This is a genomic window from Hylemonella gracilis str. Niagara R (assembly GCF_000600295.1).
Classification (GTDB): domain Bacteria; phylum Pseudomonadota; class Gammaproteobacteria; order Burkholderiales; family Burkholderiaceae_C; genus Hylemonella; species Hylemonella gracilis_A.
Genome location: NZ_JEMG01000001.1, coordinates 3430314 through 3454795, shown reverse-complemented (window position 1 = coordinate 3454795; position 24482 = coordinate 3430314). Strand labels below are relative to the sequence as shown.

At 65.2% G+C, this 24482-nt stretch carries 22 protein-coding genes; 13 read left to right on the top strand and 9 right to left on the bottom strand.

The window, feature by feature from the left end; translation table 11 throughout:
* The first annotated feature begins 6 nt into the window (after positions 1 to 6).
* Together tldD and AZ34_RS15705 are read left to right on the top strand one after the other, a co-directional pair.
* The gene (gene tldD / locus AZ34_RS15710; protein ID WP_035609782.1) at positions 7 to 1479 is read left to right on the top strand and encodes a metalloprotease TldD; all 1473 of its coding nucleotides are present in this window, start codon (positions 7 to 9) and stop codon (positions 1477 to 1479) included.
* Between the two features lie 218 nt (positions 1480 to 1697).
* Positions 1698 to 2810, top strand: a complete 1113-nt coding sequence (locus AZ34_RS15705; RefSeq protein WP_035609779.1) for a 3-deoxy-7-phosphoheptulonate synthase — start codon at positions 1698 to 1700, stop codon at positions 2808 to 2810.
* Positions 2811 to 2913: 103 nt separating this feature from the next.
* Here AZ34_RS15705 and mpl read toward each other — a convergent pair whose 3' ends face one another.
* Entirely contained in the window at positions 2914 to 4353 is a 1440-nt protein-coding gene (gene mpl / locus AZ34_RS15700) for a UDP-N-acetylmuramate:L-alanyl-gamma-D-glutamyl-meso-diaminopimelate ligase (protein ID WP_035609776.1), read from the bottom strand.
* A 103-nt stretch (positions 4354 to 4456) separates the two neighbouring features.
* Here mpl and AZ34_RS15695 point away from each other — a divergent pair, with 103 nt between their 5' ends.
* The 10 genes from AZ34_RS15695 (at position 4457) to AZ34_RS15650 (ending at position 13203) form a co-directional block, all read left to right on the top strand.
* The gene (locus AZ34_RS15695) at positions 4457 to 4759 is read left to right on the top strand and encodes a flagellar basal body protein (RefSeq protein WP_035609773.1); all 303 of its coding nucleotides are present in this window, start codon (positions 4457 to 4459) and stop codon (positions 4757 to 4759) included.
* Positions 4760 to 4924: 165 nt separating this feature from the next.
* Positions 4925 to 5620 (top strand): PAQR family membrane homeostasis protein TrhA, encoded by a 696-nt coding sequence (gene trhA / locus AZ34_RS15690; RefSeq protein WP_081767256.1) that lies wholly within the window; start codon positions 4925 to 4927, stop codon positions 5618 to 5620.
* 46 nt (positions 5621 to 5666) lie between these two features.
* Positions 5667 to 6800: an SMP-30/gluconolactonase/LRE family protein gene (locus AZ34_RS15685; protein ID WP_035609770.1), complete on the top strand. Its 1134-nt coding sequence runs from the start codon at positions 5667 to 5669 to the stop codon at positions 6798 to 6800.
* Positions 6801 to 6890: 90 nt separating this feature from the next.
* Positions 6891 to 7514 carry a hypothetical protein gene (locus AZ34_RS15680; protein WP_035609766.1) on the top strand — a complete coding sequence of 208 codons (624 nt, stop codon included), beginning with the start codon at positions 6891 to 6893 and terminating at the stop codon, positions 7512 to 7514.
* 132 nt (positions 7515 to 7646) lie between these two features.
* On the top strand, positions 7647 to 8060 hold the full coding sequence (locus tag AZ34_RS15675; RefSeq protein ID WP_231495552.1) for a TlpA disulfide reductase family protein: 414 nt from the start codon (positions 7647 to 7649) through the stop codon (positions 8058 to 8060).
* Between the two features lie 118 nt (positions 8061 to 8178).
* Positions 8179 to 8634: an acetyl-CoA carboxylase biotin carboxyl carrier protein gene (gene accB / locus AZ34_RS15670; RefSeq protein WP_035609763.1), complete on the top strand. Its 456-nt coding sequence runs from the start codon at positions 8179 to 8181 to the stop codon at positions 8632 to 8634.
* Between the two features lie 12 nt (positions 8635 to 8646).
* Positions 8647 to 9996, top strand: a complete 1350-nt coding sequence (gene accC / locus AZ34_RS15665) for an acetyl-CoA carboxylase biotin carboxylase subunit (RefSeq protein ID WP_035609761.1) — start codon at positions 8647 to 8649, stop codon at positions 9994 to 9996.
* 153 nt (positions 9997 to 10149) lie between these two features.
* Complete coding sequence (gene prmA / locus AZ34_RS15660) at positions 10150 to 11043, top strand: 50S ribosomal protein L11 methyltransferase (RefSeq protein ID WP_035609759.1); 894 nt, start codon at positions 10150 to 10152, stop codon at positions 11041 to 11043.
* 66 nt (positions 11044 to 11109) lie between these two features.
* Positions 11110 to 12225 (top strand): DUF3426 domain-containing protein, encoded by a 1116-nt coding sequence (locus AZ34_RS17750; protein ID WP_081767255.1) that lies wholly within the window; start codon positions 11110 to 11112, stop codon positions 12223 to 12225.
* A gap of 63 nt (positions 12226 to 12288) precedes the next feature.
* Positions 12289 to 13203, top strand: coding sequence for a carbohydrate kinase family protein (locus AZ34_RS15650; protein WP_035609757.1), 915 nt, complete (start codon positions 12289 to 12291; stop codon positions 13201 to 13203).
* A gap of 88 nt (positions 13204 to 13291) precedes the next feature.
* Here AZ34_RS15650 and AZ34_RS15645 read toward each other — a convergent pair whose 3' ends face one another.
* The 7 genes from AZ34_RS15645 to AZ34_RS15615 form a co-directional block, all read right to left on the bottom strand.
* On the bottom strand, positions 13292 to 13639 hold the full coding sequence (locus AZ34_RS15645; protein WP_051509939.1) for a DUF167 domain-containing protein: 348 nt from the start codon (positions 13637 to 13639) through the stop codon (positions 13292 to 13294).
* A 72-nt stretch (positions 13640 to 13711) separates the two neighbouring features.
* Positions 13712 to 14164 carry a histone H1-like DNA-binding protein gene (locus tag AZ34_RS15640; RefSeq protein ID WP_035609753.1) on the bottom strand — a complete coding sequence of 151 codons (453 nt, stop codon included), beginning with the start codon at positions 14162 to 14164 and terminating at the stop codon, positions 13712 to 13714.
* 202 nt (positions 14165 to 14366) lie between these two features.
* A complete protein-coding gene (locus AZ34_RS15635) occupies positions 14367 to 15572 on the bottom strand; it encodes a ribonucleotide-diphosphate reductase subunit beta (RefSeq protein ID WP_035609750.1) in 1206 nt (401 codons plus the stop codon).
* Between the two features lie 193 nt (positions 15573 to 15765).
* A complete protein-coding gene (locus AZ34_RS15630) occupies positions 15766 to 18720 on the bottom strand; it encodes a ribonucleoside-diphosphate reductase subunit alpha (RefSeq protein WP_035609747.1) in 2955 nt (984 codons plus the stop codon).
* A gap of 424 nt (positions 18721 to 19144) precedes the next feature.
* A complete protein-coding gene (gene ampD / locus AZ34_RS15625) occupies positions 19145 to 19765 on the bottom strand; it encodes a 1,6-anhydro-N-acetylmuramyl-L-alanine amidase AmpD (RefSeq protein WP_035609744.1) in 621 nt (206 codons plus the stop codon).
* A 2-nt stretch (positions 19766 to 19767) separates the two neighbouring features.
* Complete coding sequence (locus AZ34_RS15620) at positions 19768 to 20019, bottom strand: PP0621 family protein (RefSeq protein WP_035609741.1); 252 nt, start codon at positions 20017 to 20019, stop codon at positions 19768 to 19770.
* Positions 20016 to 20825, bottom strand: a complete 810-nt coding sequence (locus AZ34_RS15615) for a cytochrome C assembly family protein (RefSeq protein WP_035609738.1) — start codon at positions 20823 to 20825, stop codon at positions 20016 to 20018. The genes AZ34_RS15620 and AZ34_RS15615 overlap by 4 nt, the downstream gene beginning before the upstream one ends.
* Positions 20826 to 20895: 70 nt before the next feature.
* Between AZ34_RS15615 and ffh the strand changes: the two genes are divergently transcribed.
* Complete coding sequence (gene ffh / locus AZ34_RS15610; protein WP_035609735.1) at positions 20896 to 22299, top strand: signal recognition particle protein; 1404 nt, start codon at positions 20896 to 20898, stop codon at positions 22297 to 22299.
* A gap of 53 nt (positions 22300 to 22352) precedes the next feature.
* On the opposite strand, the gene mdoH is transcribed toward ffh, so the two are convergent.
* The gene (mdoH, locus tag AZ34_RS15605) at positions 22353 to 24449 is read right to left on the bottom strand and encodes a glucans biosynthesis glucosyltransferase MdoH (RefSeq protein ID WP_081767254.1); all 2097 of its coding nucleotides are present in this window, start codon (positions 24447 to 24449) and stop codon (positions 22353 to 22355) included.
* Positions 24450 to 24482: the final 33 nt, after the last annotated feature.

Below are 24482 nucleotides of genomic sequence, written 5' to 3'. Positions count from 1 at the left end.
GGCCGCATGATTTCACGCGAACCCACCCTGGAGCGCTTGGCCGTCGCTCGCGAGCTCCTGCTCACACCCTTCGGCCTGGACGAATCGCACTTGCTGCGTGCCTTGTCCGAAATCCGGGCCCACCGGGTGGACGACGCCGATCTCTACTTCCAGTACACCCGCAGCGAGGGTTGGAGCCTGGAGGAAGGCATTGTCAAGACGGGCAGTTTCAGCATTGACCAGGGCGTGGGCGTGCGCGCCGTGAGCGGCGAAAAGACCGCCTTCGCCTATTCCGACGATATTTCCGAGGCTTCGCTGCTGGACGCCGCGCGCACCGTGCGCAGCATCGCGGCGGCGGGCAAGTCGGCCCGGGTCAAGGCGGCCGAGCGCAAGATTGCCGGCTCCCGCACGCTGTATCCAGGGGACGATCCCATCGCCAGCCTGGACAGCACGGCCAAGGTGGCCTTGCTGGAAAAGGTCGAGAAGCTGGCCCGTGCCAAGGATCCCCGCGTCGTGCAGGTAATGGCCGGCCTGGCGGGTGAATACGACGTGGTGCTCGTGGCCCGCGCCGACGGCACGCTGGCGGCGGACGTGCGCCCTCTGGTCCGTCTGTCGGTGACGGTGATCGCCGAGCAGAACGTCAATGGCGCGGTGCGCCGAGAAATGGGCTCCTCCGGCGGGGGCGGGCGTTTCGGATTGGTCTATTTCGACGAGGAAACCATCACCCGTTACGTGGACGAGGCCGTCGACGCCGCCCTGACCAATCTGGAGTCTCGTCCCGCGCCCGCGGGCGAGATGACGGTGGTGCTCGGGTCCGGTTGGCCCGGTATCCTGCTGCATGAAGCCATCGGCCATGGCCTGGAAGGCGATTTCAACCGCAAGGGGTCGAGTGCTTTCAGCGGTCGTGTTGGCCAGCGCGTGGCGGCCAAGGGCGTGACGGTGCTGGACGACGGCACCATCGCCGACCGGCGCGGTTCGCTGAACGTGGACGACGAGGGCAACCCCAGCCAGCGCAATGTGCTGATCGAAGACGGCATCCTCAAGGGCTACATCCAGGACAGCATGAACGCCCGCCTGATGAAGACCGCGCCGACTGGCAACGGCCGGCGTGAAAGCTACGCCCACATTCCGATGCCGCGCATGACCAACACCTACATGCTGGGCGGCGACAAGACGCCGGAGGAGATCGTGGCCAGCATCGACCGGGGGTTGTACGCGACCAACTTCGGCGGCGGGCAGGTGGACATCACCAGTGGCAAGTTCGTCTTCTCGGCCAGCGAGGCGTTCTGGGTCGAGAAAGGCAAGATCCTCTACCCGGTGAAGGGCGCCACCCTGGTGGGCAACGGTCCCGACGCGCTGACGCGCGTGACCATGATCGGCAACGACATGCGCCTGGACAGCGGCGTGGGCACCTGCGGCAAGGAAGGCCAGAGCGTGCCCGTGGGCGTGGGGCAGCCCACCCTGCGCATCGACGGCCTCACGGTCGGCGGCACGGCGTGATTTTTTTGTGCTAGAGTGCCCGCCATGCAAGCCGTTCGCGCCTACTTTTATTTTTACTTTTGGTTCTCTGTCCCCGGCGGACGAGAGGCGCTGACGCGAGCATAAGCAGACACAGACCCCCTCACCAAGAACCGCCGGAGCTGAAAAGCACCGGCGGTTTTTTTTGTGCCTTGTTTTCCCGCAACCTGATACACCCACTCACCGACTTGGAGCCCTTGATGAATGCCACCACCGAGACCTGGTATGCGCAGCCTGCCGACAAGACCAGCCGCATCGACAACGAACGCATCAAGGACATCACCGTGCTGCCCCCGCCCGAACATCTGATCCGCTTCTTCCCCATCGCGGGAACCCCAGTGGAAGCATTGATCGCCAAGACCCGGCAGAGCATCCATCGCATCATGGCGGGCAAGGACGACCGCCTGCTGGTCGTCATCGGGCCCTGTTCCATCCACGATCCGGCTGCGGCGGTGGAATACGCCAAGCGCCTGAAGGAACAGCGCGAACAGTTCAAGGACACGCTGGAAATCGTGATGCGGGTCTATTTCGAGAAGCCGCGCACCACCGTGGGCTGGAAGGGGCTGATCAACGATCCCTACCTGGACGAAAGCTTCCGCATCGACGAAGGTCTGCGCATCGCGCGCCAGTTGCTGATCGAAATCAACCGCCTCGGCCTGCCTGCGGGCAGCGAATTCCTGGACGTGATCTCGCCCCAGTACATCGGCGACCTCATATCCTGGGGTGCCATCGGCGCGCGCACCACCGAAAGCCAGGTGCACCGTGAACTGGCTTCGGGCCTGTCGGCGCCCATCGGTTTCAAGAACGGGACGGACGGCAACATCCGCATCGCCACCGATGCCATCCAGGCCGCTTCGCGCGGCCACCATTTCCTGTCCGTGCACAAGAATGGTCAGGTCGCCATCGTGCAGACCCAGGGCAACAAGGATTGCCATGTCATCCTGCGCGGCGGCAAGGCGCCCAACTACGACGCTGAGAGCGTGGGCAAGGCCTGCGCCGATCTGGAAGCCGCCAAGCTGCCCACGACGCTGATGGTGGATTGCAGCCACGCCAACAGCAGCAAGCAGCATGAGAAGCAGATGGACGTGACACGCGACATCGCGGGACAGATCAAGGCAGGCTCGCGTCGAATTTTCGGCGTGATGCTGGAAAGCCACCTGACTGCCGGCGCCCAGAAGTTCACGCCGGGCAAGGACCAAGCCTGCGACCTGGAATACGGCAAGAGCATCACCGATGCCTGCCTGGGCTGGGACGATTCGGTGCAGGCGCTGCGGGTGTTGTCCGAAGCGGTCGCGGCGCGACGCTTAGCCTGAGCTTGCGCTGGCACGCCCCAGGGCCGACCGCCCCATCAGGCGATGACCGGTGTGGCCAGGGCTTCCAGCAGCTTCTGGTGCACGCCGCCGAACCCGCCATTGCTCATGCGATGACCGGTGTGGCCAGGGCTTCCAGCAGCTTCTGGTGCACGCCGCCGAACCCGCCATTGCTCATGCAAAGGATGTGATCACCGGGTCGCGCCGCCGTGATGACCTGGCGCACCAGTTCATCGATGCTGTCCGCCACCTGCGCGCGCGCGCCCATGGGCGCCAGTGCTTCGCGCGCGTCCCAGCCCAGGCCGCCGCCGTGGCAGAAGGCGAGGTCCGCATCTTCCAGGCTCCAGGGCAGTTGGGCCTTCATCGTGCCGAGCTTCATGGTGTTGCTGCGGGGCTCGAAGACGGCCAGGATGCGGGCCTGTCCCACTTGCCTGCGCAGGCCGTCGACCGTGGTACGGATGGCCGTGGGATGGTGGGCGAAGTCGTCGTAGACGGTGATGCCGCCCCCTTCGTGGTGCACGACACCACGCACCTCCATGCGGCGCTTGACGTTCTGGAATTCGCGCAGGGCCAGCGCGGCCTGGGCAGGTGTGACGCCCACATGCTCGGCCGCGGCGATGGCCGCGAGTGCGTTCAATTGGTTGTGCACGCCACCCACGTTCCACTGCACGCGGGCGACGGACATGCCGTGCCGCAGCACTTCGAAATCCTGCGGTTCGCCCTGGGCCTGGAAGTCGCAACTGGCCGCGCCGAAGCTGCGCTGTTCGCTCCAGCAACCTTGGTGCAGTACCCGGGCCAGGCTTTCCTCCAGACCGTTGTACACCACGCGTCCGCTGGCGGGCACGGTGCGCACGAGGTGGTGGAACTGGCGCTCGATGGCGGCCAGGTCATCGAAGATGTCGGCGTGGTCGAATTCCAGGTTGTTCAGGATGGCTGTGCGCGGGCGGTAGTGGACGAACTTGCTGCGCTTGTCGAAGAAGGCCGTGTCGTATTCGTCGGCTTCGATGACGAAGAGGGGGCGGTGGTGTTCGGGCACGGCCGTCTCGCCAGCCTTGTCTCTGCTCGATATGCCACCAAGCCTTGCGGAGATTCCGAAATTGAGAGGAACACCCCCGACCAAAAATCCGGGCTGCAGGCCTGCGTGTTCAAGTATCCAGGCCAGCATGCTCGTCGTCGTCGTCTTGCCGTGCGTGCCCGCGACGGCCAGTACATGACGGCCTTGCAGCACGTTTTCCGCCAGCCACTGCGGGCCGCTGGTGTAGGGTGCACCGCTGTCGAGGATAGCCTCCATCAGCGGAAACTTCGGTGTGCCGTCCGTAGCGCGGGCACGGCTCACCACGTTGCCAATGACGTAAACATCCGGTTTCAGCGCCATCTGGTCCGTACCGTAGCCTTCGATCAGGTCGATGCCCAGGGCGCGGAGCTGGTCACTCATGGGCGGGTAGACGCCGCTGTCGCAGCCGGTGACTTTGTGGCCCGCTTCACGGGCCAGGGCGGCGACGCCGCCCATGAAGGTGCCGCAGATGCCCAGTATGTGAATATGCATGGGGTGCGATGCTAGCTTACGCCGGTTCTTGTTACTTTCCGTTACCGCTGGTCTGGGTTAAAAGCGCAGAATCCAGCTGCGCATTGCGTGGAGCACATACATCATGGCCAGTCTTTCTTCCATAGGCATTTCGGGTCTACAGGCCGCGCAGCTGCGGCTGGACAGCGCGGCGCACAACGTGGCCAATCTGAACACGAATGGGTTCAGGCGGCAGACCGTCACACAGGCTGATCTGCCCGATCTGAGCGGCACACGCGCCAGTGTGGGCAAGGCCGAGCAGGAGGGCGTGGCGCTGGAGGCTGAGGTGGTGGAGCAGATGTCGGCCACTTATGCCTTCAAGGCGAACCTCAAGTCCATCCAGACGCAGGACGACGTTCTGGGCTCCTTGCTCGACACGCGGGCCTGAGCCCGCAGCGGTAACGCCGTTTGCGTTGCTGTGCTTTCCCCGGCTCGGCGTCGCCTGCTCTGGTAGGCGCATGGGCGCATCCCCCTTGTACACGTACTGGCTCCGAGCAGGGGAAGGGCATTTTCCTTGTCCTATGATGGCCGCCCCACATCGACAAGACGATCCATGACCGCTGTTTCCGCCACCGCACCTGCTCTTGCCGCATCCTTGGCGCCGTCCACCGGCACCCTGCGTTCTCAAACCCGCGGCGAGGAGATCGCCAACAGCATCAGCCATGGCATCGGTGCCCTGGCCGCGCTCGCCGCCATGCCGGTGCTCATCGTCCACGCGAGTCTGGAAGGCACGGCGGCCGATGTCGTCGGTGTGACCATCTTCGCGGCCACCATGCTGCTGCTCTACAGCATCTCGGCGCTCTACCACGCCTTGCCCGAAGGGCGGGCCAAGCAGGTGTTCGTGCGCCTGGACCATGGCTCCATCTACCTCTTCATCGCGGGCAGCTATACCCCCTTCACCTTGGGCGTATTAGGCGGCGCCTGGGGCTGGAGCCTGTTCGGCATGGTGTGGGGCCTGGCTGTCTTCGGCGTGATCCTGAAGGCCGGCAATTGGCTTTCCAGTCAGTGGCTCTCCACCGGCCTGTACCTGCTGATGGGCTGGCTGGTGCTGGTCGCCGCCGTGCCCATGTTCGAGCGCGTGTCGACGGCCGGCTTGGCGTGGTTGGTGGCGGGGGGGCTGGCCTACACCTTGGGCGTGGTGTTCTTCGCGCTCGACAACCGGGTGCGATACGCCCATTTCATCTGGCACCTCTTCGTGCTGGCCGGCACCGCCTGCCACTTTTTCGCGGTGCTGTGGCACGCGCGCTGATGCCAGGACCTCCAAGGTCAAACCGCCGAACAAGGTCGGAGCATCCATGAAGACATTGCGCAAGACGGCCCTGATCCTGGTGCTGCTGCTCGGCTTGGCCGTGCTCTATCTGATGTTCTGGCCGGTGCCCATCCAGCCCCGGGCCTGGCAGCCTGCTGCAGACCTGGGCTATGCGGGCCCGCATGCCGTGAACACGCGGCTGGCCGACCTGCGCAAGATCGATCTGCATGGGGAGGAGGGTCCCGAGCACGTGTTGATCGGCCCGGACGGTCAGCTTTACGTCGCGGTGGTCAGCGGCAAGATCCTGCGCATGGACCCGGACGGTGGCCGGCAGCAGGTGCACGCGAGCACAGGCGGGCGCGTGCTTGGCTTCGACTTCGACGCCGCTGGCCACCTGATTGCCGCCGACGCCATGCGAGGCCTGCTGTCCATCGCGTCCAACGGCCGGGTCACGCTGTTGACCGACCGGGCGGACGATGCCCCCATCCGTTACGCCAATGCCGTGGTGGTGGCGAAGAAGAGCGGCAAGGTCTATTTCAGCGATGCGTCCATGCGCTTCGCAGCGCGCGACTGGGGCGGCACCTTCGAGGCCAGCGTGCTGGACATCCTGGAGCAGGCCGCCACGGGCCGTGTGCTGGAATACGACCCGGCCAGCAAGACCACGCGCGTCGTGGCGCAGGGCCTGAGCTTCGCCAACGGCGTGGCGCTGAGCGCGGACGAACGCAGCCTCTACGTGAACGAAACTGGCCAGTACCGCATCTGGAAAGTGGCCGTGACGGCGCATGCGCTGGATCTGGCCCCGCTGGCGAAAGCTGGCGGCACGCCAGCCAGCGCTGTAGCCCAGGTGTTGTTCGACAACCTGCCTGGTTACCCTGACAACCTCATGCGCGGTCTGGATGGCCGCATCTGGGTGGGCCTGGTCAAGCCGCGCAATCCCAAGGTCGACCAACTGGCATCCAAGCCCTGGCTGCGCAGCCTGACCTTGCGGCTGCCGCGTGCGCTCTGGCCTATCCCCAAAGCCTACGGCCATGTCTTTGCCTTCGATGAGGCTGGTCAGGTGGTGGCTGATTTGCAAGACCCCAGTGGCAGCTATCCTGAGACCACCAGCATCACCGAGACCGTGGATCGCCTCTACGTGCAAAGCCTGCACGCGCGCGAACTGGGGTGGTTGCCGCGTTGAATCCCGGGCTTGGGGTGCGTGCCGGTGCCTCCGCGCTGGCCTTGTCCGCACAAGGACAAGGCCGAACGGACAGGGTGGACAATCCGCGCCATGCATGCTCAAGATGAAATCGCGGCCGCTGCCGCGCGTTTGGTGGTGGAAGAGGGGTTGGAGTACGGTCCGGCCAAGCACCGCGCCGTGAAGGCCTTGGGCTTGCCCCAACGCACGTCCCTGCCGGACAACGACATGCTGGAAGACGCGGTGCGCGACTACATCGCCGTGTTCTGCGCGGACACCCAGCCGCGTGAGCTGCTGGCCCTGCGGCGTTTGGCCCTGGCGTGGATGGAGCGCCTGGTCGATTTTCAACCCCATCTGACGGGCGCGGTCTGGCGCGGCACGGCAACGCGCTGGTCGGACGTGCATCTGGACCTGTTTTGTGAAGACGGCAAGGCAGCCGAGATCGCCTTGATCGACCGGGGTCTGCCCTACGAGACGCGCAGCGCGAGCGGCTTGCGGCACAACAAAGCCGTGGATGTGCTGAGCCTGCATGCGCCCTGTCGTGAGTTGGGCGAGCTCAGCGGCGAATCGGTGGTCGGCGTGCACTTGCGCGTCAATGACCTGGATGATCTGCGCGGGGCCCTGCTGCCCGATGCCCGCGGACGCCCCCCGCGTGGTCCTCTGCAGGCGCTGCGCGAGTTGGTGCTGGCCTCGGAGCTTGGAAACGCTGAACTGTGAGATGAGGTGAACATGGAACGCAGGCATCTTCTTTACGCTGGGGCGGGGTTGGCCGCCGCTGGGGCGGGGGCCACCTGGGCCTGGTGGCGCTTGAGGCCCCAAACCCTGTCGGCCGATGCCGGAGCGGAGGTCATGGCCCAGTTCTGGGGCCTCACGCTGGACACCCCTCAGGGCGGGCGCCTGGATTTGGGTCGTCTGCGGGGTAAACCACTGCTCATCAACTTTTGGGCTACCTGGTGCCCTCCCTGTGTGGAGGAGTTGCCCTTGTTGAATGCTTTCCATCGTCAAAATGCTGCCTATGGGTGGCAAATTGTCGGTATCGCCGTGGATAGACTGGCGCCAGTCCAAAACTTCCTGCAGCGCTTGCCGCTCGACTTTCCCGTGGTTTTGTCCGGCATGGACGGCTTGAATCTGAGCAAGCAATTCGGCAATCAGACCGGCGGATTGCCATTTACGGTGCTGGTCGGTGCAGATGGCGCAATTTTGAATCGTAAAATCGGTAAGTTGTCCGAAGCCGATCTGGCGCAGTGGCGGGAACTCGGGTAGAGTCCCGCCTTCGCCAAAAATGGCCCCTTTTTCCATTGCCTTTAGCGCCCGTTGTTGGCAAGTTGTCAATGCGGTGCGGTCAGATTGAGGCAATATCAATCACGTTGTTGGAGTTTTCATGGATTTGCGCAAACTCAAGACCCTGATCGACCTGGTGTCTGATTCAAACGTCTCTGAACTGGAAATCACCGAGGCCGAAGGCAAGGTGCGGATCGTCAAGGGCGGTGGTGCGATGGTGCAGGCTTATGCGCCCGCCCCGGTCGCGATGGCGCCCGCAGCGGCTGCTCCCGCGCCCGCCGCCCCTGCCGCAGCTCCGGCCGCAGCCCCTGCAGCGTCCACGGGACACACTGTCAAGGCACCGATGGTCGGCACCTTCTATCGCTCGGCCTCGCCGGGCGCGAAGTCTTTCGTCGAGGTGGGGCAGGCCGTGAAGCAGGGCGATACCCTGTGCATCATCGAAGCCATGAAGATCCTCAACGAGATCGAGGCCGACAAGTCCGGCACCGTGACGCAAGTGCTTTGCGACAACGGCCAGGCCGTGGAATACGGGCAGCCCCTGTTCATCATCGAATAAGGCGGTCGCCTCATGTTCAAGAAAATCCTCGTCGCCAACCGCGGCGAAATCGCCCTTCGCATCCAGCGGGCTTGCCGGGAACTCGGCATCAAGGCCGTCATGGTTTATTCCGAGGCCGATCGCGAAGCCAAGTACGTGAAGCTGGCCGAGGAGGCCGTCTGCATCGGCCCGGCGCCCTCGCGTGACAGCTACCTCAGCATGCCAGCCATCATCTCGGCGGCCGAGGTGACGGATGCCGAGGCCATCCACCCCGGTTATGGCTTCCTGTCCGAGAACGCTGATTTCGCGGAGCGTGTCGAGAAGAGCGGCTTCCAGTTCATTGGCCCCACGCCCGAGTCCATCCGCATCATGGGTGACAAGGTGTCGGCCAAGCAGGCCATGATCAAGGCGGGCGTGCCTTGCGTGCCCGGCTCCGAGGGCGAGCTGCCCGACGATCCGGTGCAGATCAAGCGCATCGCCAAGTCGGTGGGTTATCCCGTCATCATCAAGGCGGCGGGCGGTGGTGGCGGTCGCGGCATGCGCGTGGTGCACACCGAGGCCGCCCTGGTCAACGCGGTGCAGATGACCAAGGCGGAGGCTGCGGCGGCCTTCAACAACCCGGCCGTCTACATGGAGAAGTTCCTGGAGAACCCTCGCCATGTGGAAATCCAGATCCTGGCCGACAAGCACAAGAACGCGGTCTACCTGGGCGAGCGCGACTGTTCCATGCAGCGGCGCCACCAGAAGATCATCGAGGAAGCGCCAGCCCCCGGCATTCCCCGCAAGCTGATCGACAAAGTGGGGGCCAGCTGCGTCAACGCCTGCAAGAAGATCGGATACCGAGGCGCGGGCACCTTCGAGTTCCTCTATCAGGACGGCGAGTTCTACTTCATCGAGATGAACACACGCGTGCAGGTGGAGCATCCGGTGACGGAGCTGATCACTGGCATCGACATCGTGAAAACACAGATCATGGTGGCGGCGGGCGAGCACCTGCCCTTCACGCAGAAAGACATCCAGATCCGCGGTCACGCCATTGAATGCCGCATCAACGCCGAGGACCCCTTCACCTTCGTGCCCTCGCCGGGCCGAATCACCATGTGGCACGCGCCCGGTGGGCCCGGCGTGCGGGTGGATTCGCACGTCTACACCAACTACTTCGTGCCGCCGAACTACGACTCCATGGTCGGCAAGATCATCGTCCACGGCGACACCCGCGCGCAGGCCATGGCCCGCATGCAGACCGCGCTGGGCGAGACCCTGGTCGAAGGCATCAGCACCAACATCCCGCTGCACCGCGAACTTCTGGCCGATGCAAAGTTCATGGAAGGCGGGACCAACATCCACTACCTGGAGGGGTGGATGCGTAGTCATAAAAGGTAAGCCCCCTGAGGCGCGGATGCGCCATCCCCCCTGAACGCCAACCTTCGGTGGCAGGGGGGACGCTCCCGGTGGCCCGGCAAAGCCGGTTCCACGGGAGCCCTGGCTTGGGGTTGTTGGCGTTCTGCCCCTTTCTTCCTCTTTTTTCATCCCGCTATGCACGAACTTCGCTTGCTCTGTCCCGAAGACCGCGTGGAGGTGTTGGGCGAGGCCTTGGATGCGCTGGACGCCTTGAGCGTCAGCGTGGAGGATGCCGACGCCCAGACCGACGCCGAACGGGCGCTGTTCGGCGAGCCGGGCATGCCGCCGCCGGCGGTGGGCTGGCAGCGCTCGCGCATCGTGGCTTTGTTTCCCTCCGAAGCTGCCGCGCACGATGCGGCCGCCTTGTTGCAGGCCCAGGATTTTTTCGCGGATTGCCAGTTGCTGGGCGTGGGCGAGGTACCGGAGCAGGACTGGGTGCGTCTGACGCAATCCCAGTTCGCGCCGGTCGAGATCACGCCAACATTCTGGATCGTGCCGACCTGGCACGAGCCGCCCGCGCAGGCGCGCGAGCTCATCCGGCTTGATCCGGGCCTGGCCTTCGGCACGGGCACGCACCCCACGACGCGCATGTGCCTGCGCTGGATCGCCACGCATCCGGTGCGAGGCCTGCGCGTGCTGGACTATGGTTGCGGCTCGGGCATCTTGGCGATTGCGGCGGCCAAGTTCGGCGCGACCGACATCGACGCGTTGGACATCGACGAGGCTGCGGTGGTGTCCACCCGCCTGAACGCCGAGGCCAATGGCGTGACCTTGCGGGCGGGCCTGCCCGACGCGGCTCGGGGCGATTACCCGGTTGTGCTGGCCAACATCCTCGCGACCCCGCTGAAGGTGCTGGCACCGCTGTTGACCGCGCGCGTCGCCGAGGGTGGCACGTTGGTGCTGGCGGGCATCCTTGAACGCCAGGCGGATGAGCTCAGCGCCGCCTACGCGCCCCATCTGCCGATGGGCAGCGCGCTCACCGTTGCCGACCGCGAGGACGGCTGGGTGCTGATGACCGCGATGCTCTGAGCGCCTGCTGTTTTCCTCAGGCGTCGTCGGCCGGGCGGTGAGGCGCGCCTCTACAATTGGTCGGACATGAGCCTCATCACCCGTTGCCCCTCCTGCCGGACCATGTTCAAGGTCGCGCAGGACCAACTCAAGGTCTCGCAAGGCTGGGTCCGCTGCGGCCAGTGCGAGCAGGTGTTTGACGCGACGGTTCATCTGGTGCAAGAGCCACCTGCCCTGACCACGCCGCTGGCCACACCACCGTCTGGCGTGGGGTCGACACCGCCAATGGGTTCGGCCCTTGGGGCAAGCGCACCCCAGAAAAGCTGGGACGAGGAGATGGTCGAGGCAGAGTTCGGTGACCTGGCGGCGCGGCACGACGCACCGCTGGACGACCTGCAGCTTGAAACGCCCGATGCGTCGGCTTGGCGTGAGCCGCGTTTCACCGAGGAGCCGGAGGTGCTGCCCCCGCCGCGCGCGGCCGCATCGCCAAGGTTGGATGTGGGCGGTTTCCCCGCGCCGTCCGGCCACTCTCCGCGGTACGCAGCCGCTGCAATGGCGGCTCCTCGCGCAGAGGCTGACCAAGCCTCGTTGCCCGACAGTCCTGACGCCGAGGATGCGCAGGCCCTGTCCTTCATGCGGCGCTCGCGCTGGCGCCATCCGGCGGTGCGTGCCCTGTTGGTCCTGCTGTGCTGCGTGCTTTCGATGGCCTTGTTGCTGCAGGTCGCCCACCATGAGCGCGACCGCCTCGCCGCCCGTGAGCCCGCTTTGCGTCCGTGGTTGCAGGTGATGTGCGAGCAACTCGATTGCACGGTGGAGCCGCTGCGTCAGATCGAATCGGTGGTGATCGATGGCTCGGCCTTCAGCAAGATCCGCGACGAGCTCTACCAACTCAACCTGACCTTGCGCAACAAGGCTGCGGTGGATCTGGCCCTGCCTGCGGTGGAGCTCGTGCTCACCGATGTGCAGGACCAGGTGCTGATCCGCCGCGTGCTGCTGCCGCAGGAACTGGGCATGGGTTCGAACGCCGCACAGGACGAAGGCTTGCGCACCCAGGGCACGAGCCGCTTGATTCGCTCGGGCAGTGAATTCCAGGCCACGGTGCTCATGGAGATCAAGAACGGCAACGGTGGCGCCAACCGCGCTGCCGCGCCCGGCCTGGAAGGTCGGGTGGCGGGCTACCGGTTGCTGGCTTTTTATCCCTGAGCGCTTGAGCACACGCGATCATTTCAACCTTCATCAACCATTCAATAGAAAAGAGCACATTCCATGGCGGCACTGATCTGCGGTTCCCTGGCCTTCGATTCCATCATGAACTTCGAGGGGCGCTTTGCCGAGCAGATCATGCCGGACCAGTTGCACATCCTCAACGTCTCCTTCCTGGTGCCCACGTTGCGGCGTGATTTCGGCGGCTGCGCTGGCAACATCGCCTACGCCTTGCGCGCGCTGGGCGGCGTGCCCCTGCCGATGGCCACCGTCGGCAACGACGGCGCGGGGTATGTGGAGCGCCTGAACAAGCTGGGCATTGCCACCCGTTATGTGCGTCAGCTGCCCGAAACCTATACGGCGCAGGCGCTGATCATGACGGACAAGGACAACAACCAGATCACGGCCTTTCACCCCGGCGCGATGACCCAGGCGCATGTGACCCGCATCGAGCGGGATGCCCCCGGCATGCAAGACGTGAAATTGGGCATCATCTCGCCCGATGGGCGGGACGCCATGCTGGAGCATGCCGCGCAATTCAAAGCCGCCGGCATTCCCTTTGTGTTCGATCCCGGTCAGGGCCTGCCCATGTTCGACGGCAAGGAGCTGGCGCACTTTGTTGAATTGGCCGACTGGGTCACGGTCAACGACTACGAAGGCAAGATGCTGTGCGACCGCACGGGCTGGAGTCCGGCGGACATCTCACGCAAGGTGCGTGGCCTGGTCATCACCTTGGGCGCTGAAGGCAGCGAGGTCTGGATCAACGGCGAGAAGGACTGGATCGCGCCGACCCCGGCGGCGGCCATCGTCGACCCGACGGGCTGTGGTGACGCCTACCGCGGCGGTCTGCTGTACGGGCTGGAACGTGGCTGGCCCCTGGCCAAGGCTGCGGCCCTTGGCAACCGCATGGGTTCCCACAAGATCGCCTTCCGCGGGCCGCAGAACTACCCGGTGGACACCGCGAAGTTCGGGCTCTGACGCGCCATTTTCCCGCGCGAGCGAAGCGGCGAGTGCGGGGGGCGATCTCACACGATGGACAGGCCGTGCATGCGCTGGCACGGCTTTTTCAACCGGAGGGCGAGGGAGCTGGCGGGCTGAGCTGCTTCCAATCTGCCTTCGCCGTCGCATGGGCGGCCACGCGCAACTGCTTGCGTCGCGCGCTGGCACCGTGTTGCAGTGTCACGCTCGAATTCGGGATGTCCAGGGTCTTTGCCAGCCAGACCTGTAGCGCTGCATTTGCCTTGCCGTCCACCGGTGGGGCGCGCAAGCGCACCTTCAGCGCGCCATCGAACAAACCCTGGATCTGCGTGCTGGACGCGTTCGGCATGACGTGGATGTCCACCAGCACGGAACCGTCTTTCTGCGCGCGCAGAAAAGAGGCTGCGTGGTGGGTTAGCGCCGGTCTTGGATGCATGCGATCGGAATGAACGGGAAAAGAAAAAGCCTGTCGCCCTCGCGGGCAACAGGCTCAGACGGCAGACCCCGTTCAGGGACGGCTGGCCGTGGGGAAAGGCCAGGCGGCCTGCGGGTTCAGCGTGGTTTGGGCCACGGGTGCTGCGGGAGCGGCAGCGGGTTTCGCAGGCGCAGCGGCAGGCTTGGCAGCGGCCTTTTTCGCGGCGGGCTTCTTGGCAGCAGGCTTTTTCGCGGCGGGCTTCTTGGCAGCAGCCTTCTTCGCCACGGTCTTCTTCGCGGCGGCCTTCTTGGCCGGGGCCTTCTTCGCGGCGACCTTCTTGACCGCAGCCTTCTTGGCCGGGGCCTTCTTCGCCACAACCTTCTTGGCCGGGGCCTTCTTCGCGGCGACCTTCTTGACCGCAGCCTTCTTGGCCGGGGCCTTCTTCGCTGCGGCCTTCTTGGCCGGAGCCTTCTTTGCTACGGCCTTCTTAGCCGGGGCCTTCTTCGCGGCGGCTTTTTTCGCCGGAGCTTTCTTTGCAGTTGCCATTTCGATTCTCCTTGATCAAGTTACAAAGAGCACTTCATGCGTTTGTTGGTGTACATGAAGTGATTCATGGCGCTGGGAACCTGCGGGAGGAACCCAGCGCCATGAACGGGGTGGCACGGACACCCGCGGCTCTTCTGTCGAGAGCGGTCGGGAGTCTGTGCGATTCGTGAAGCCATAGATTGATTTTTTGGATTTCGCTGTCTCAGTCCCAGGACAGCGCGCCGCCGGACTGGTATTCGATGACACGGGTCTCGAAGAAATTGCGTTCTTTCTTGAGGTCGATCATCTCGCTCATCCAGGGGAAGGGATTCTCTTCGTTGGGGAAGAGCGGTTCCAGACCGATCTGGGTGGCGCGCCGGTTGGCGATGTAGCGCAGGTAGCCCTTGAACATGGAAGCGTTCATGCCCAGCACGCCGCGCGGCATGGTGTCCTCGGCATAGCGGTATTCCAACTCGACAGCCTTCTCGAACAAGGCCTTGATCTCGGCCTTGAACTCGGGCGTCCAGAGCTGCGGATTCTCCAGCTTGATCTGGTTGATCAGGTCGATGCCGAAGTTGCAGTGCATGGACTCGTCGCGCAGGATGTACTGGTACTGCTCGGCGGCGCCCGTCATCTTGTTCTGACGGCCCAGGGCCAGGATCTGGGTGAAGCCGACGTAGAAGAACAGACCTTCCATCAGGCAGGCGAAGACGATCAGGCTCTTGAGGAGCGTCTGGTCGGTTTCCTGCGTGCCGGTATGGAAGTTGGGGTCCATGATCGCGTTGATGAACGGGATCAGGAACTCGTCCTTGTCGCGGATGGACTGGACTTCCAGGTAGGCACTGAAGATCTCGGACTCGTCCAGGCCCAGCGATTCCACGATGTACTGGTAGGCGTGGGTGTGGATGGCTTCTTCAAAAGCCTGGCGCAGCAGGAACTGGCGGCACTCGGGCGCCGTGATGTGGCGGTAGGTACCCAGCACGATGTTGTTCGCGGCCAGCGAGTCGGCGGTGACAAAGAAACCGAGGTTGCGCTTGATGATGCGGCGCTCGTCTTCCGAAAGGCCGTTCGGGTCCTTCCAGAGCGCGATGTCGCGGTTCATGTTCACTTCCTGCGGCATCCAGTGGTTGGCGCAGGTGGCCAGGTACTTTTCCCAGGCCCACTTGTACTTGAACGGCACCAGCTGGTTGACGTCGGTCTGGCCGTTGATGATGCGTTTGTCGGAGGCCTTGATGCGACCGCCGGCGCTGGACGGTGCGGCAGCGACAGAGGACGGGGGCGGTGCGACGGGGGTGTCAGCGAGCGCGGAGTGCAGCGGGGCCTGCGCGAACGGTTGCGTGGATGCCGATGCCGGCGTCGGGGACAAACGGGCTGCGCCAGCGGTGGGGGCTGGCGATGTGGGTTTGACTTCTTCGTCCCAGGACAACATAGAGAGATCCAATTCCTGAATTATGTGAGCAGCGATGTGAATTGCAAAGTGTTCATTCACACCGCCGCTCGTTTTGTTGCTCTATTGCATCGCGTGTCGCGCTTCGCTCACGCACTGCGCGTGCGTGAGCAAGGTGTGCGTGAACGCAAATGCATGTGCGGTGCGAGGCAGAAGTCGCGCACCGCGCTTCCTCTCACTGGCAGGCTTCGCAGCCCGGGTCGTCGATGGCGCAGAACTTGATGTCGGTCGCGGCCACGGCCATCTGCGCCTGCGCGGCGGCAGCCGCCGCTTCGAGCGCGCTCACCTTCTTCGCGGCGGCGGGCTTGGGGGCGACCGGCGTCGTGGCCACAGCGCCGACCTCGGAAGAACCCGAAGACACGGCGTTCAGGCGACCGGCGGCCACGGTGGATTTCTCCGCCTGTGTGGCGCTGGTGGTGCGCAGGTAGTAGGTGGTCTTGAGGCCGCGTGTCCAGGCCAGCTTGTAGGTGTCGTCCAGCTTCTTGCCCGAGGCGCCCGCCATGTAGATGTTGAGCGACTGGGCCTGGTCAATCCACTTCTGGCGGCGCGCGGCGGCTTCCACCAGCCAGCTCGGCTCGACTTCGAAGGCCGTGGCGTACAGCGCCTTGATGTCCTGGGGCACGCGGTCGATGGGCAACAGGGAACCGTCGAAGTGCTTCAGGTCCATCACCATCACCTCGTCCCACAGGCCCAGGCGCTTCAGGTCCTTGACCAGGTAGCCGTTGATGATGGTGAACTCGCCAGACAGGTTGGACTTGACCGAGAGGTTGCCGAAGCAGGGCTCGATGGAGGCGTCCACGCCGATGATGTTGGAAATCGTCGCCGTCGGGGCGATGGCCACGCAGTTGCTGTTGCGCATGCCGTCGGCGGCGATTTTCTTGCGCAGCAGGTCCCAGTCCAGGGTGGCGGAACGGTCGACCTCCACGTAACCGCCGCGTTCGCGCGCCAGCAGCTCCAGTGTGTCCGGCGGCAAGATGCCCTTGCTCCAGAGCGAACCCTGGTAGCTGGAATACACGCCGCGCTCCCGGGCCAACTCGGTCGAGGCCCAGTAGGCGTAGTAGCAAATGGCTTCCATGGACTGGTCGGCGAATTGCACGGCGGCATCGCTGGCGTAGGGGATGCGCATCTCATAGAGCGCGTCCTGGAAGGCCATCAGGCCCAGGCCGACGGGGCGGTGGCGCAGGTTGCTGTCGCGCGCCTTCTTGACGGCGTAGTAGTTGATGTCGATCACGTTGTCCAGCATGCGCATGGCGGTGCCGATGGTCTTTTTCAGCTTCTCGTGGTCGAGCTTGCCGTCCGTGATGTGCTGCTTGAGGTTGACCGAGCCCAAGTTGCAGACGGCGGTTTCGGTGTCGCTGGTGTTGAGCGTGATCTCGGTGCAGAGGTTGGACGAGTGCACCACCCCAGCGTGTTGCTGGGGCGAGCGCACGTTGCAGGCATCCTTGAAGGTGATCCAGGGGTGGCCGGTCTCGAACAGCATCGAGAGCATCTTGCGCCACAGGTCCGTGGCGGGCACGGTCTTGCTGGGCTTGAGTTCGCCGCGCTTGGCTTTGGCTTCGTAAGCCACGTAAGCCTTTTCGAAGGCCGCGCCGAACAGGTCGTGCAGGTCGGGCGCGTCGGAAGGCGAGAACAAGGTCCACTCGCCCTTTTCCATCACACGGCGCATGAACAGGTCGGGAATCCAGTTGGCCGTGTTCATGTCGTGCGTGCGGCGGCGGTCATCGCCGGTGTTCTTTCGCAGTTCCAGGAATTCCTCGATGTCCAGGTGCCAGGTTTCCAGGTAGGTGCAGACCGCGCCCTTGCGCTTGCCGCCCTGGTTCACGGCCACGGCGGTGTCGTTCACCACCTTGAGGAAGGGCACCACGCCCTGGCTTTCACCGTTCGTGCCCTTGATGTGGCTGCCCAGCGCGCGCACGCGTGTCCAGTCATTACCCAGGCCGCCCGCGAATTTGGACAGCAGGGCGTTCTCCTTGATGGATTCGTAGATGCCGTCCAGATCGTCGGGCACCGTGGTCAGGTAGCAGCTTGACAGCTGGCTGCGCAGCGTGCCGCTGTTGAACAGGGTGGGCGTGGACGACATGAAGTCGAAGGACGACAGCACCTCGTAGAACTCGATGGCGCGGGCTTCGCGGTCGATTTCATTGAGCGCCAGGCCCATGGCCACGCGCATGAAGAAGGCTTGCGGCAGCTCGATCCGCGACTTCTTGACGTGCAGGAAATAGCGGTCATACAGGGTTTGCAGGCCCAGGTAGTCAAACTGCTGGTCGCGTTCGGACTTGAGGGCCGCGCCCAGGCGTTTCAGGTCGTACTGCAGCAGCTCGGGGTTGAGCAGCTCGGCGTCCACGCCCTTCTTGATGAATCCGGGGAAGTAGTCGGCATAGGCCTGCTTCATTTCAGAAGGCTGCACGTCGCGGCCCAGCACCTCCTTGGCGATGGTGTGGAACAGCAGGCGTGCGGTGGCGTAGGTGTAGTCCGGGTCCTTCTCGATCAGGGTGCGGGCGGCCAGGATGGCGGCCTTGTACACCTCTTCCAGCGGCACGCCGTCGTAGAGGTTGCGCAGGGTTTCGGCCACGATGGGCTCGGCCTTCACGTCGGCAGAAAGGTTGGCGCAGGCGCTTTCGATCAGGCGTTGCAGGCGGTTCAGGTCCAGGGCCACGCGCTGACCGTTGTCGGTGACGTGCAGCACCGGTGTCTGCGGCGCGGCCTGGGCGGCGTGCTGGGCGCGCTCCTCGGCCCGCTTGGCGCGGTAGAGCACGTAGGCGCGGGCTACTTCAAGGTGGCCGCCGCGCATCAGGCCCAGTTCCACCTGGTCCTGCACGTCTTCAATATGGAAAGTGCCGCCGCCCGGGCGCGAGCGCGTCAGCGCGCGCACCACGGCCTGCGTCAGGCTGTCGACGGTTTCGCGCACGCTGGCCGAGGCTGCGCCTTGCGCGCCGTGCACGGCCAGGAAGGCCTTCATCAGAGCCACAGCGATCTTGCTCGGCTCGAAGGGAACGACGGCGCCGTTGCGGCGGATGATCTGGTAGTGGGCCAGCGCGCTCGTTGCGCCCAGGGGCGCGCCAGCGCCTTGAGACTGCGTGGTGGCGGGCAGGGAAGTGGAGGACGGTGGGGTGTACAGGCCGGTTTGCATCTTTTCCTCGTGTCTGGCAAATCTTGGGGGCTGGGCGTGTAGTGTTTCCATGACGAGAAACACTATAGGTAGGGGGTGAAACGATTGTGATCCACTACCCGTAGTGTAGCGGCGCATTCGTGCGTGTGCGCGTGAAGAAGGTCACGTCGGTGTGGAAAAGTTACGCGACGCATCCACGCCTGCGTGTGCATGCCTGCGCGTGTAAGCGTCATGACGCGCGTGCGCGCGTTGTGATGGCGGTTCATAGTTCTGCCATCCAGGTGCGCAGCCCTTGTTGCATCAGCCTGCGCGCGCAGGCATCCAGGCGGCGTGCGGCTGGCGCGTGAAAACGGGCTCGCGGGGCGCTTGTTTGCATGGGGTGATGCTCGCGCCAGACGGAGCCGCGCACGCATGCGTGCGCATGTCAGGGATCAAGTACGCAAGGTCAGCTTGCGCTGACTTCGGGAAAATACCGATCGGGCCAACCCAGGCTGCTTTGCAAGCGTGGCCACTCGAAGCCGGGCCCGGGATCTGCCTTGCGGCCTGGCGCGATGTGCTCGTGGCCAGCGATCTGACGCACCGGGTAACGCTGGGCCAAGGCCGCGCAAAGGCTGCTCAGTGTTTCGTACTGCGCCGCCTCGAAGGAGTCGCCCTCGAGCCCCTCAAGTTCGATGCCGACGGAAAAATCGTTGCAGTTGTCGCGCCCGCAGTAGTGCGAGACACCAGCGTGCCAGGCACGGTCATCGCAGCTCACGAACTGCCAGAGCGCGCCATCGCGCCGCACGTAAAAGTGCGACGACACCTGCAGCCCCTCAATGGATTTGAAGTAGGGGTGCGCATTCCAGTCCAGTGTGTTGGTGAAGAGACGCTGCACCGCGTCGCCGCCGTACTCGCCTGGCGGCAGGCTGATCGAATGCACGACGATGAGGTCGATGACTGGCACCGCGTCGTCGCGTGCATCCCCTGCAGGGGGGCGTGGGCCGAAATTCGGTGAATCCAGCCGCCGGGCATGGCGGTACCAACCGCCGTCCCAGAGCCTATTGCCATCGGGCAACCCCTCGGTCATGCTCAGTACATCCCGGGTTCGGCCAGCCGGCGGTGCTCGGTACTGCAGTAATGCGCGCTGGTGCTGGCCACGGCCTCGCTCAGCGGCAGGTGCAGGCCGCAATGCGCGCAGCGCACCATGTCCTGCGGCGTGGCCTTGGCCGCTGTGGGCCGGGCCGTGCCCGGTGGGCGTTTTTCGCGGGGCTCGGCCGTCCGGCCCGAACGCCAGAGCCAGACCACCAGCAGGCTGATGAGCAGGAGCAGCAGGAATTTCATGCGTTCAGCGGGGCGCGATGCAGCACGATTTCCAGCACGAAACGCGAGCCCACATAGGCCAGCAGCAGCAGGCCCGCGCCGGTGAAGAGCCAGCGCGCCGCGCGCCAGCCGCGCCAGCCCAGTTGCCAGCGTCCGTACAGCAGCACCGCGAAGACGGCCCAGGACAGCACGGAAAACACCATCTTGTGGTTCCAGTTCCAGGACGTGCCGTACAGGCGTTCGTCAAACAGAAAACCGGCGGCCAGCGTGGCTGTCAGCAGCGCGAAGCCCGCGGCCACGAAGCGGAAGGTCAGCCGTTCCAGTGTCATCAGGGGCAGACCGCTGTCGGATTCGCTGGCGTGGCGGATGCGCGTTTCGGCGCGCAGCATCAGCAGGGCGTGCACCACGGCCACGGCAAAGAGACCGTAGGACGCGATGCCCAAAGCCCAGTGCAGCGGCAGCAGCAAGGCGCCTTGGTGCGTGATGGCCTGCCCGGGAAAGACCAGGCTCAGCAGCACCGCCAGCAGGCTGAGCGTCGCCAGCGGCGCAGGCAAGGCACGCCGCGCCTGCAGGGCGGGGTAATAACGGGCTTCCACGGCGTAGATGGCCACCACCAGCCAGACCGTGACCGAGAGCGCTGGCGCGAAGCCGAAATGCGGTTCGTCGTGCCACAGGCCCAAGCCCACACCCAGCAGCAGGGCGTGCAGCAGCCAGGCCAGCACCAGCGCGGCGCGGGTGCTGCGGTGGGCGGCCAACGCCGACACCGCGTAAGCCAGCGCGCACACCAGGCCCGGCAGCAATGCATGGAAGGGAATGGCGAAAGGCATGGCGTCAGGCAGGGGGATGGGGGCCGCTCGATAAAATCACGGACCTAAGTATAGAGAGTGGTTTTCATTCATGGCCAACGCCCTTACCGACAAACTCTCCCGCATCGTCAAGGAAATGCGTGGCCAAGCCCGCATCACCGAGGGCAATGTGGCCGACATGCTGCGCGAAGTGCGCTTGGCCCTTCTAGAGGCCGACGTGGCCCTGCCCGTGGTGCGCGACTTCATCGCCCGCGTCAAGGACAAGGCCCTGGGCCAGGCCGTCGTGGGTTCTCTCACGCCGGGCCAGGCCCTGGTCGGCGTGGTCAACCGCGAACTCGCTGCCACCATGGGCGAGGTGGACGAGTCCGGCGCCCTCAAGGGCCCGGCTGACATCAACCTCGCCGCCCAGCCGCCCGCCGTCATCTTGATGGCCGGTCTGCAGGGCGCGGGCAAGACGACCACGACCGCCAAGCTTGCCAAGCACCTCATCACCAAGCGCAAGAAGAAGGTGCTCACCGTCTCGGGTGACGTGTACCGCCCGGCCGCCATCGAGCAGCTCAAGACGGTCACGGCCCAGGCCGGCGCTGAATGGTTCCCGAGTACGCCCGAGCAAAAGCCTGTTGACATCGCCCGTGCCGCGCTGGATTACGCGAAGAAGCATTATTTCGACGTGCTCCTGGTGGACACGGCGGGCCGCCTGGCCATCGACGAAGCCTTGATGAAGGAAATCCAGGACCTGCATGGGATCTTGGACCCAGTGGAAACGCTGTTCGTCGTGGACGCCATGCAAGGCCAGGACGCGGTGAACACCGCCAAGGCCTTCAAGGAAGCGCTGCCGTTGACTGGCATCGTGCTGACCAAGATGGATGGCGATTCACGCGGTGGCGCGGCGCTTTCCGTGCGCGCCGTCACAGGCGCACCCATCAAGTTCGCGGGCGTGAGCGAGAAGATCGACGGCCTGGAAGTGTTCGACGCCGAGCGCCACGCAGGCCGGGTGCTGGGCATGGGCGACATCGTGGCCCTGGTCGAGCAGGTCACGGCCAATGTGGACATGGAAGCCGCGCAGAAACTCGCGGCCAAGGTCAAGAGCGGCGCCGGCTTCGACCTCAACGACTTCCTGGCCCAGCTCCAGCAGATGAACCAGATGGGCGGCCTGGCCAGCCTGATGGACAAGCTGCCCGGTCAGCTTGCCGCCAAGGCCGGCCAGATGGACACGGCCAAGGTCGAGAAAGACCTGCGCCGCAAGCAGGGCATCATCCACAGCATGACGCCTCGGGAGCGCAGCAAGCCGGAAATCATCAAGGCCACTCGCAAGCGCCGCATTGCCCTCGGTGCTGGCGTGCAGGTTCAGGACGTCAACCGCCTGCTCAAGGAATTCGAGCAGATGCAAGACATGATGAAGAAGATGAAGGGCGGCGGCCTCATGAAGATGATGAAGCGCATGGGCGGGATGCCGGGGATGAAGGGCCTGCCGCCCGGCATGCCGCGTCTGTGATTCGCCACCCTGCCACGGCCCAGGGGCGGCAGGATGGTTTCATTGAACGGACGTCAAGCGCCCGCGTGCCGCCAGGCGCGCCGCAGCACGGCCTTGGGCCAGGCTTCCTGGGGGATCAGCAGCCAGTGGTGCTTGCGTAGCGCCGAGCCCAGGCCAGGCTGGCTGCTGAGCACCGTCAGCGGGGCGGCCAGCAGCAGCGGCAGGCCCACCGGCAGCAGGATGAGCAGCAGGGACCACAGCGGGTAGCTTGCTTGCGTGGCGTTCCAAGCCTCGAAGGCCGCCACCCCGCACACCAGCATCGGAAGAACCAGGCTGGCCGGGGCGAACTGGCGCAGCGCGTGCGCCCAGGGCACGGCGGCGGCTTCGCGCGGCGGGGATTTCCATTCCAGCTTCCAGCCCGTGAGCGCGATCAGCACGAAGAGGCTGTGCGCGACCATGCGGATCGGTGCCTGCAGCAAGGCCAGCAGTGCTTCCAGCATGGCGCTTTGCAGCAGCTTGCGCGCGCCGCCGTGAAAACGCTGTTCGCGCTTGAGCAGCACGGCCAGCAGGCCCAGCAGGCGCGGCACGAAGAGCAGGCACAGGGTCCAGGCCCAGAGCCAGGCCAGTTCGCCGCTCATGGTGAAGGCGCCCGTCCACGCCGCGCCCAGGCTTGGATGGCCTGCGCCGGTGAACCACAGCACGCCACCCAAGGTCAGGAAGGCCAGCCACAGCGGTGCCGAGAGGTAGGCCAGCGCCCCAGTCACGAACATGGCGCGGTGCACCGGATGCAGGCCGGGTTCGGCCATCAGCTGCGCGTTCTGCAGATTGCCCTGACACCAGCGGCGGTCGCGCTGCAGTTCAGCCAGCAGGTCCGGCGGCTGCTGTTCATAACTGCCCTCGATGTCGGAGACCAGCCAGACTTCCCAGCCGGCGCGGCGCATCAGCGCGGCCTCGACGAAGTCGTGCGAGAGGATGGGGCCGCTCAGTCCGCCCTGGCCCTGGATGGGTGCCAGGGCGCAATGCCGCATGAAGGGTTCGACGCGGATGATGGCGTTGTGCCCCCAGTAGTGGGATTCGCCCAGTTGCCAGAACTGCATGCCCAGGGTGAAGAGCCGACCCGTCACTCGGCTGGCGAACTGCTGCGCGCGCGCGTGCAGCGTGACGTGGCCCACGGCCTGGGTGGCGGTCTGGATGATGCCGGCCTGGGGGTTGGCTTCCATCAGCTTGACCAGGGTGGCGAGGCTGTCGCCGCTCATCACGCTGTCGGCGTCGAGCACGACCATGTAGCGGTAGTCCCGGCCCCAGCGGCGGCAGAAGTCCGCCACATTGCCGGCCTTACGGTGCGTGCGGCGGCGGCGGGCGCGGTAGTAGACCTCGACCTGCGGCAGATCGGCCGTGGCCAGCGTGGCGCGCAGTTCTTCCCATGCGGCGCGCTCTGCGGCAAGTACCTCGGGGCGGCTGCTGTCGGACAGCACGAACACGTCGAACTGCGTGGGGGCGAATCCCTGGCTGCGCGCGGTGGTGGCCAGCGATTCGCAGGTGGCGCGCAGGCCGGCGAAAACCGTGGCCACGTCTTCATGGCAGATGGGCATGATGACGGCGGTGCGTGCCTCTGCACTCAGGCGGTGGTGGCGCACGGAGCGGCCCGAGAGCGCGTGCCGGTCGCCGCGCAGCAACACCCAGGCGCCCATCAGCGCCGTCACAAAGCCAGAGGTGACCCAGGCCGACAGCAGGGCGTAGAGCGCGATCTGCCCGACCTGCATCCAGGCGGCCAGCGCTGTAGGCGCCGTGGGTTGGGCGTGGGCGAACAGCGTGGCGGTGCTGGCGGTGGACAGGGCGATCAGCAGCATGAACACCCGTCGCCGTTGGTGGCCGGCCCGCTGCCGCACCAGGCCGGCCGCGTCCGTGGCCATCGCGGGGCGGGCCGGCGCGGCCCAAGAGGTCAGCAGGCGGCGCAGGCTACCGACCAGGCCCCGGCCCAGGCTGCGCCAAAAACCGACCCAAGGCTGGGCGGGCATGCTGCCGCGGTGCACGGGGGGCGTGGTGGCGGCGTCACGCGTGCTGTCGCAGGACGACGACAGAACCGGCAGAGCCGCGCGTGCGCGGCTGGCGGATGGGGCGTACCTGCCTTGGGCGGTACGCGGCGTGAGGGAGTTGGCGATGGCAGACATGCCCTCTACAGGGCAATCGGCGTGCCAAGAAAA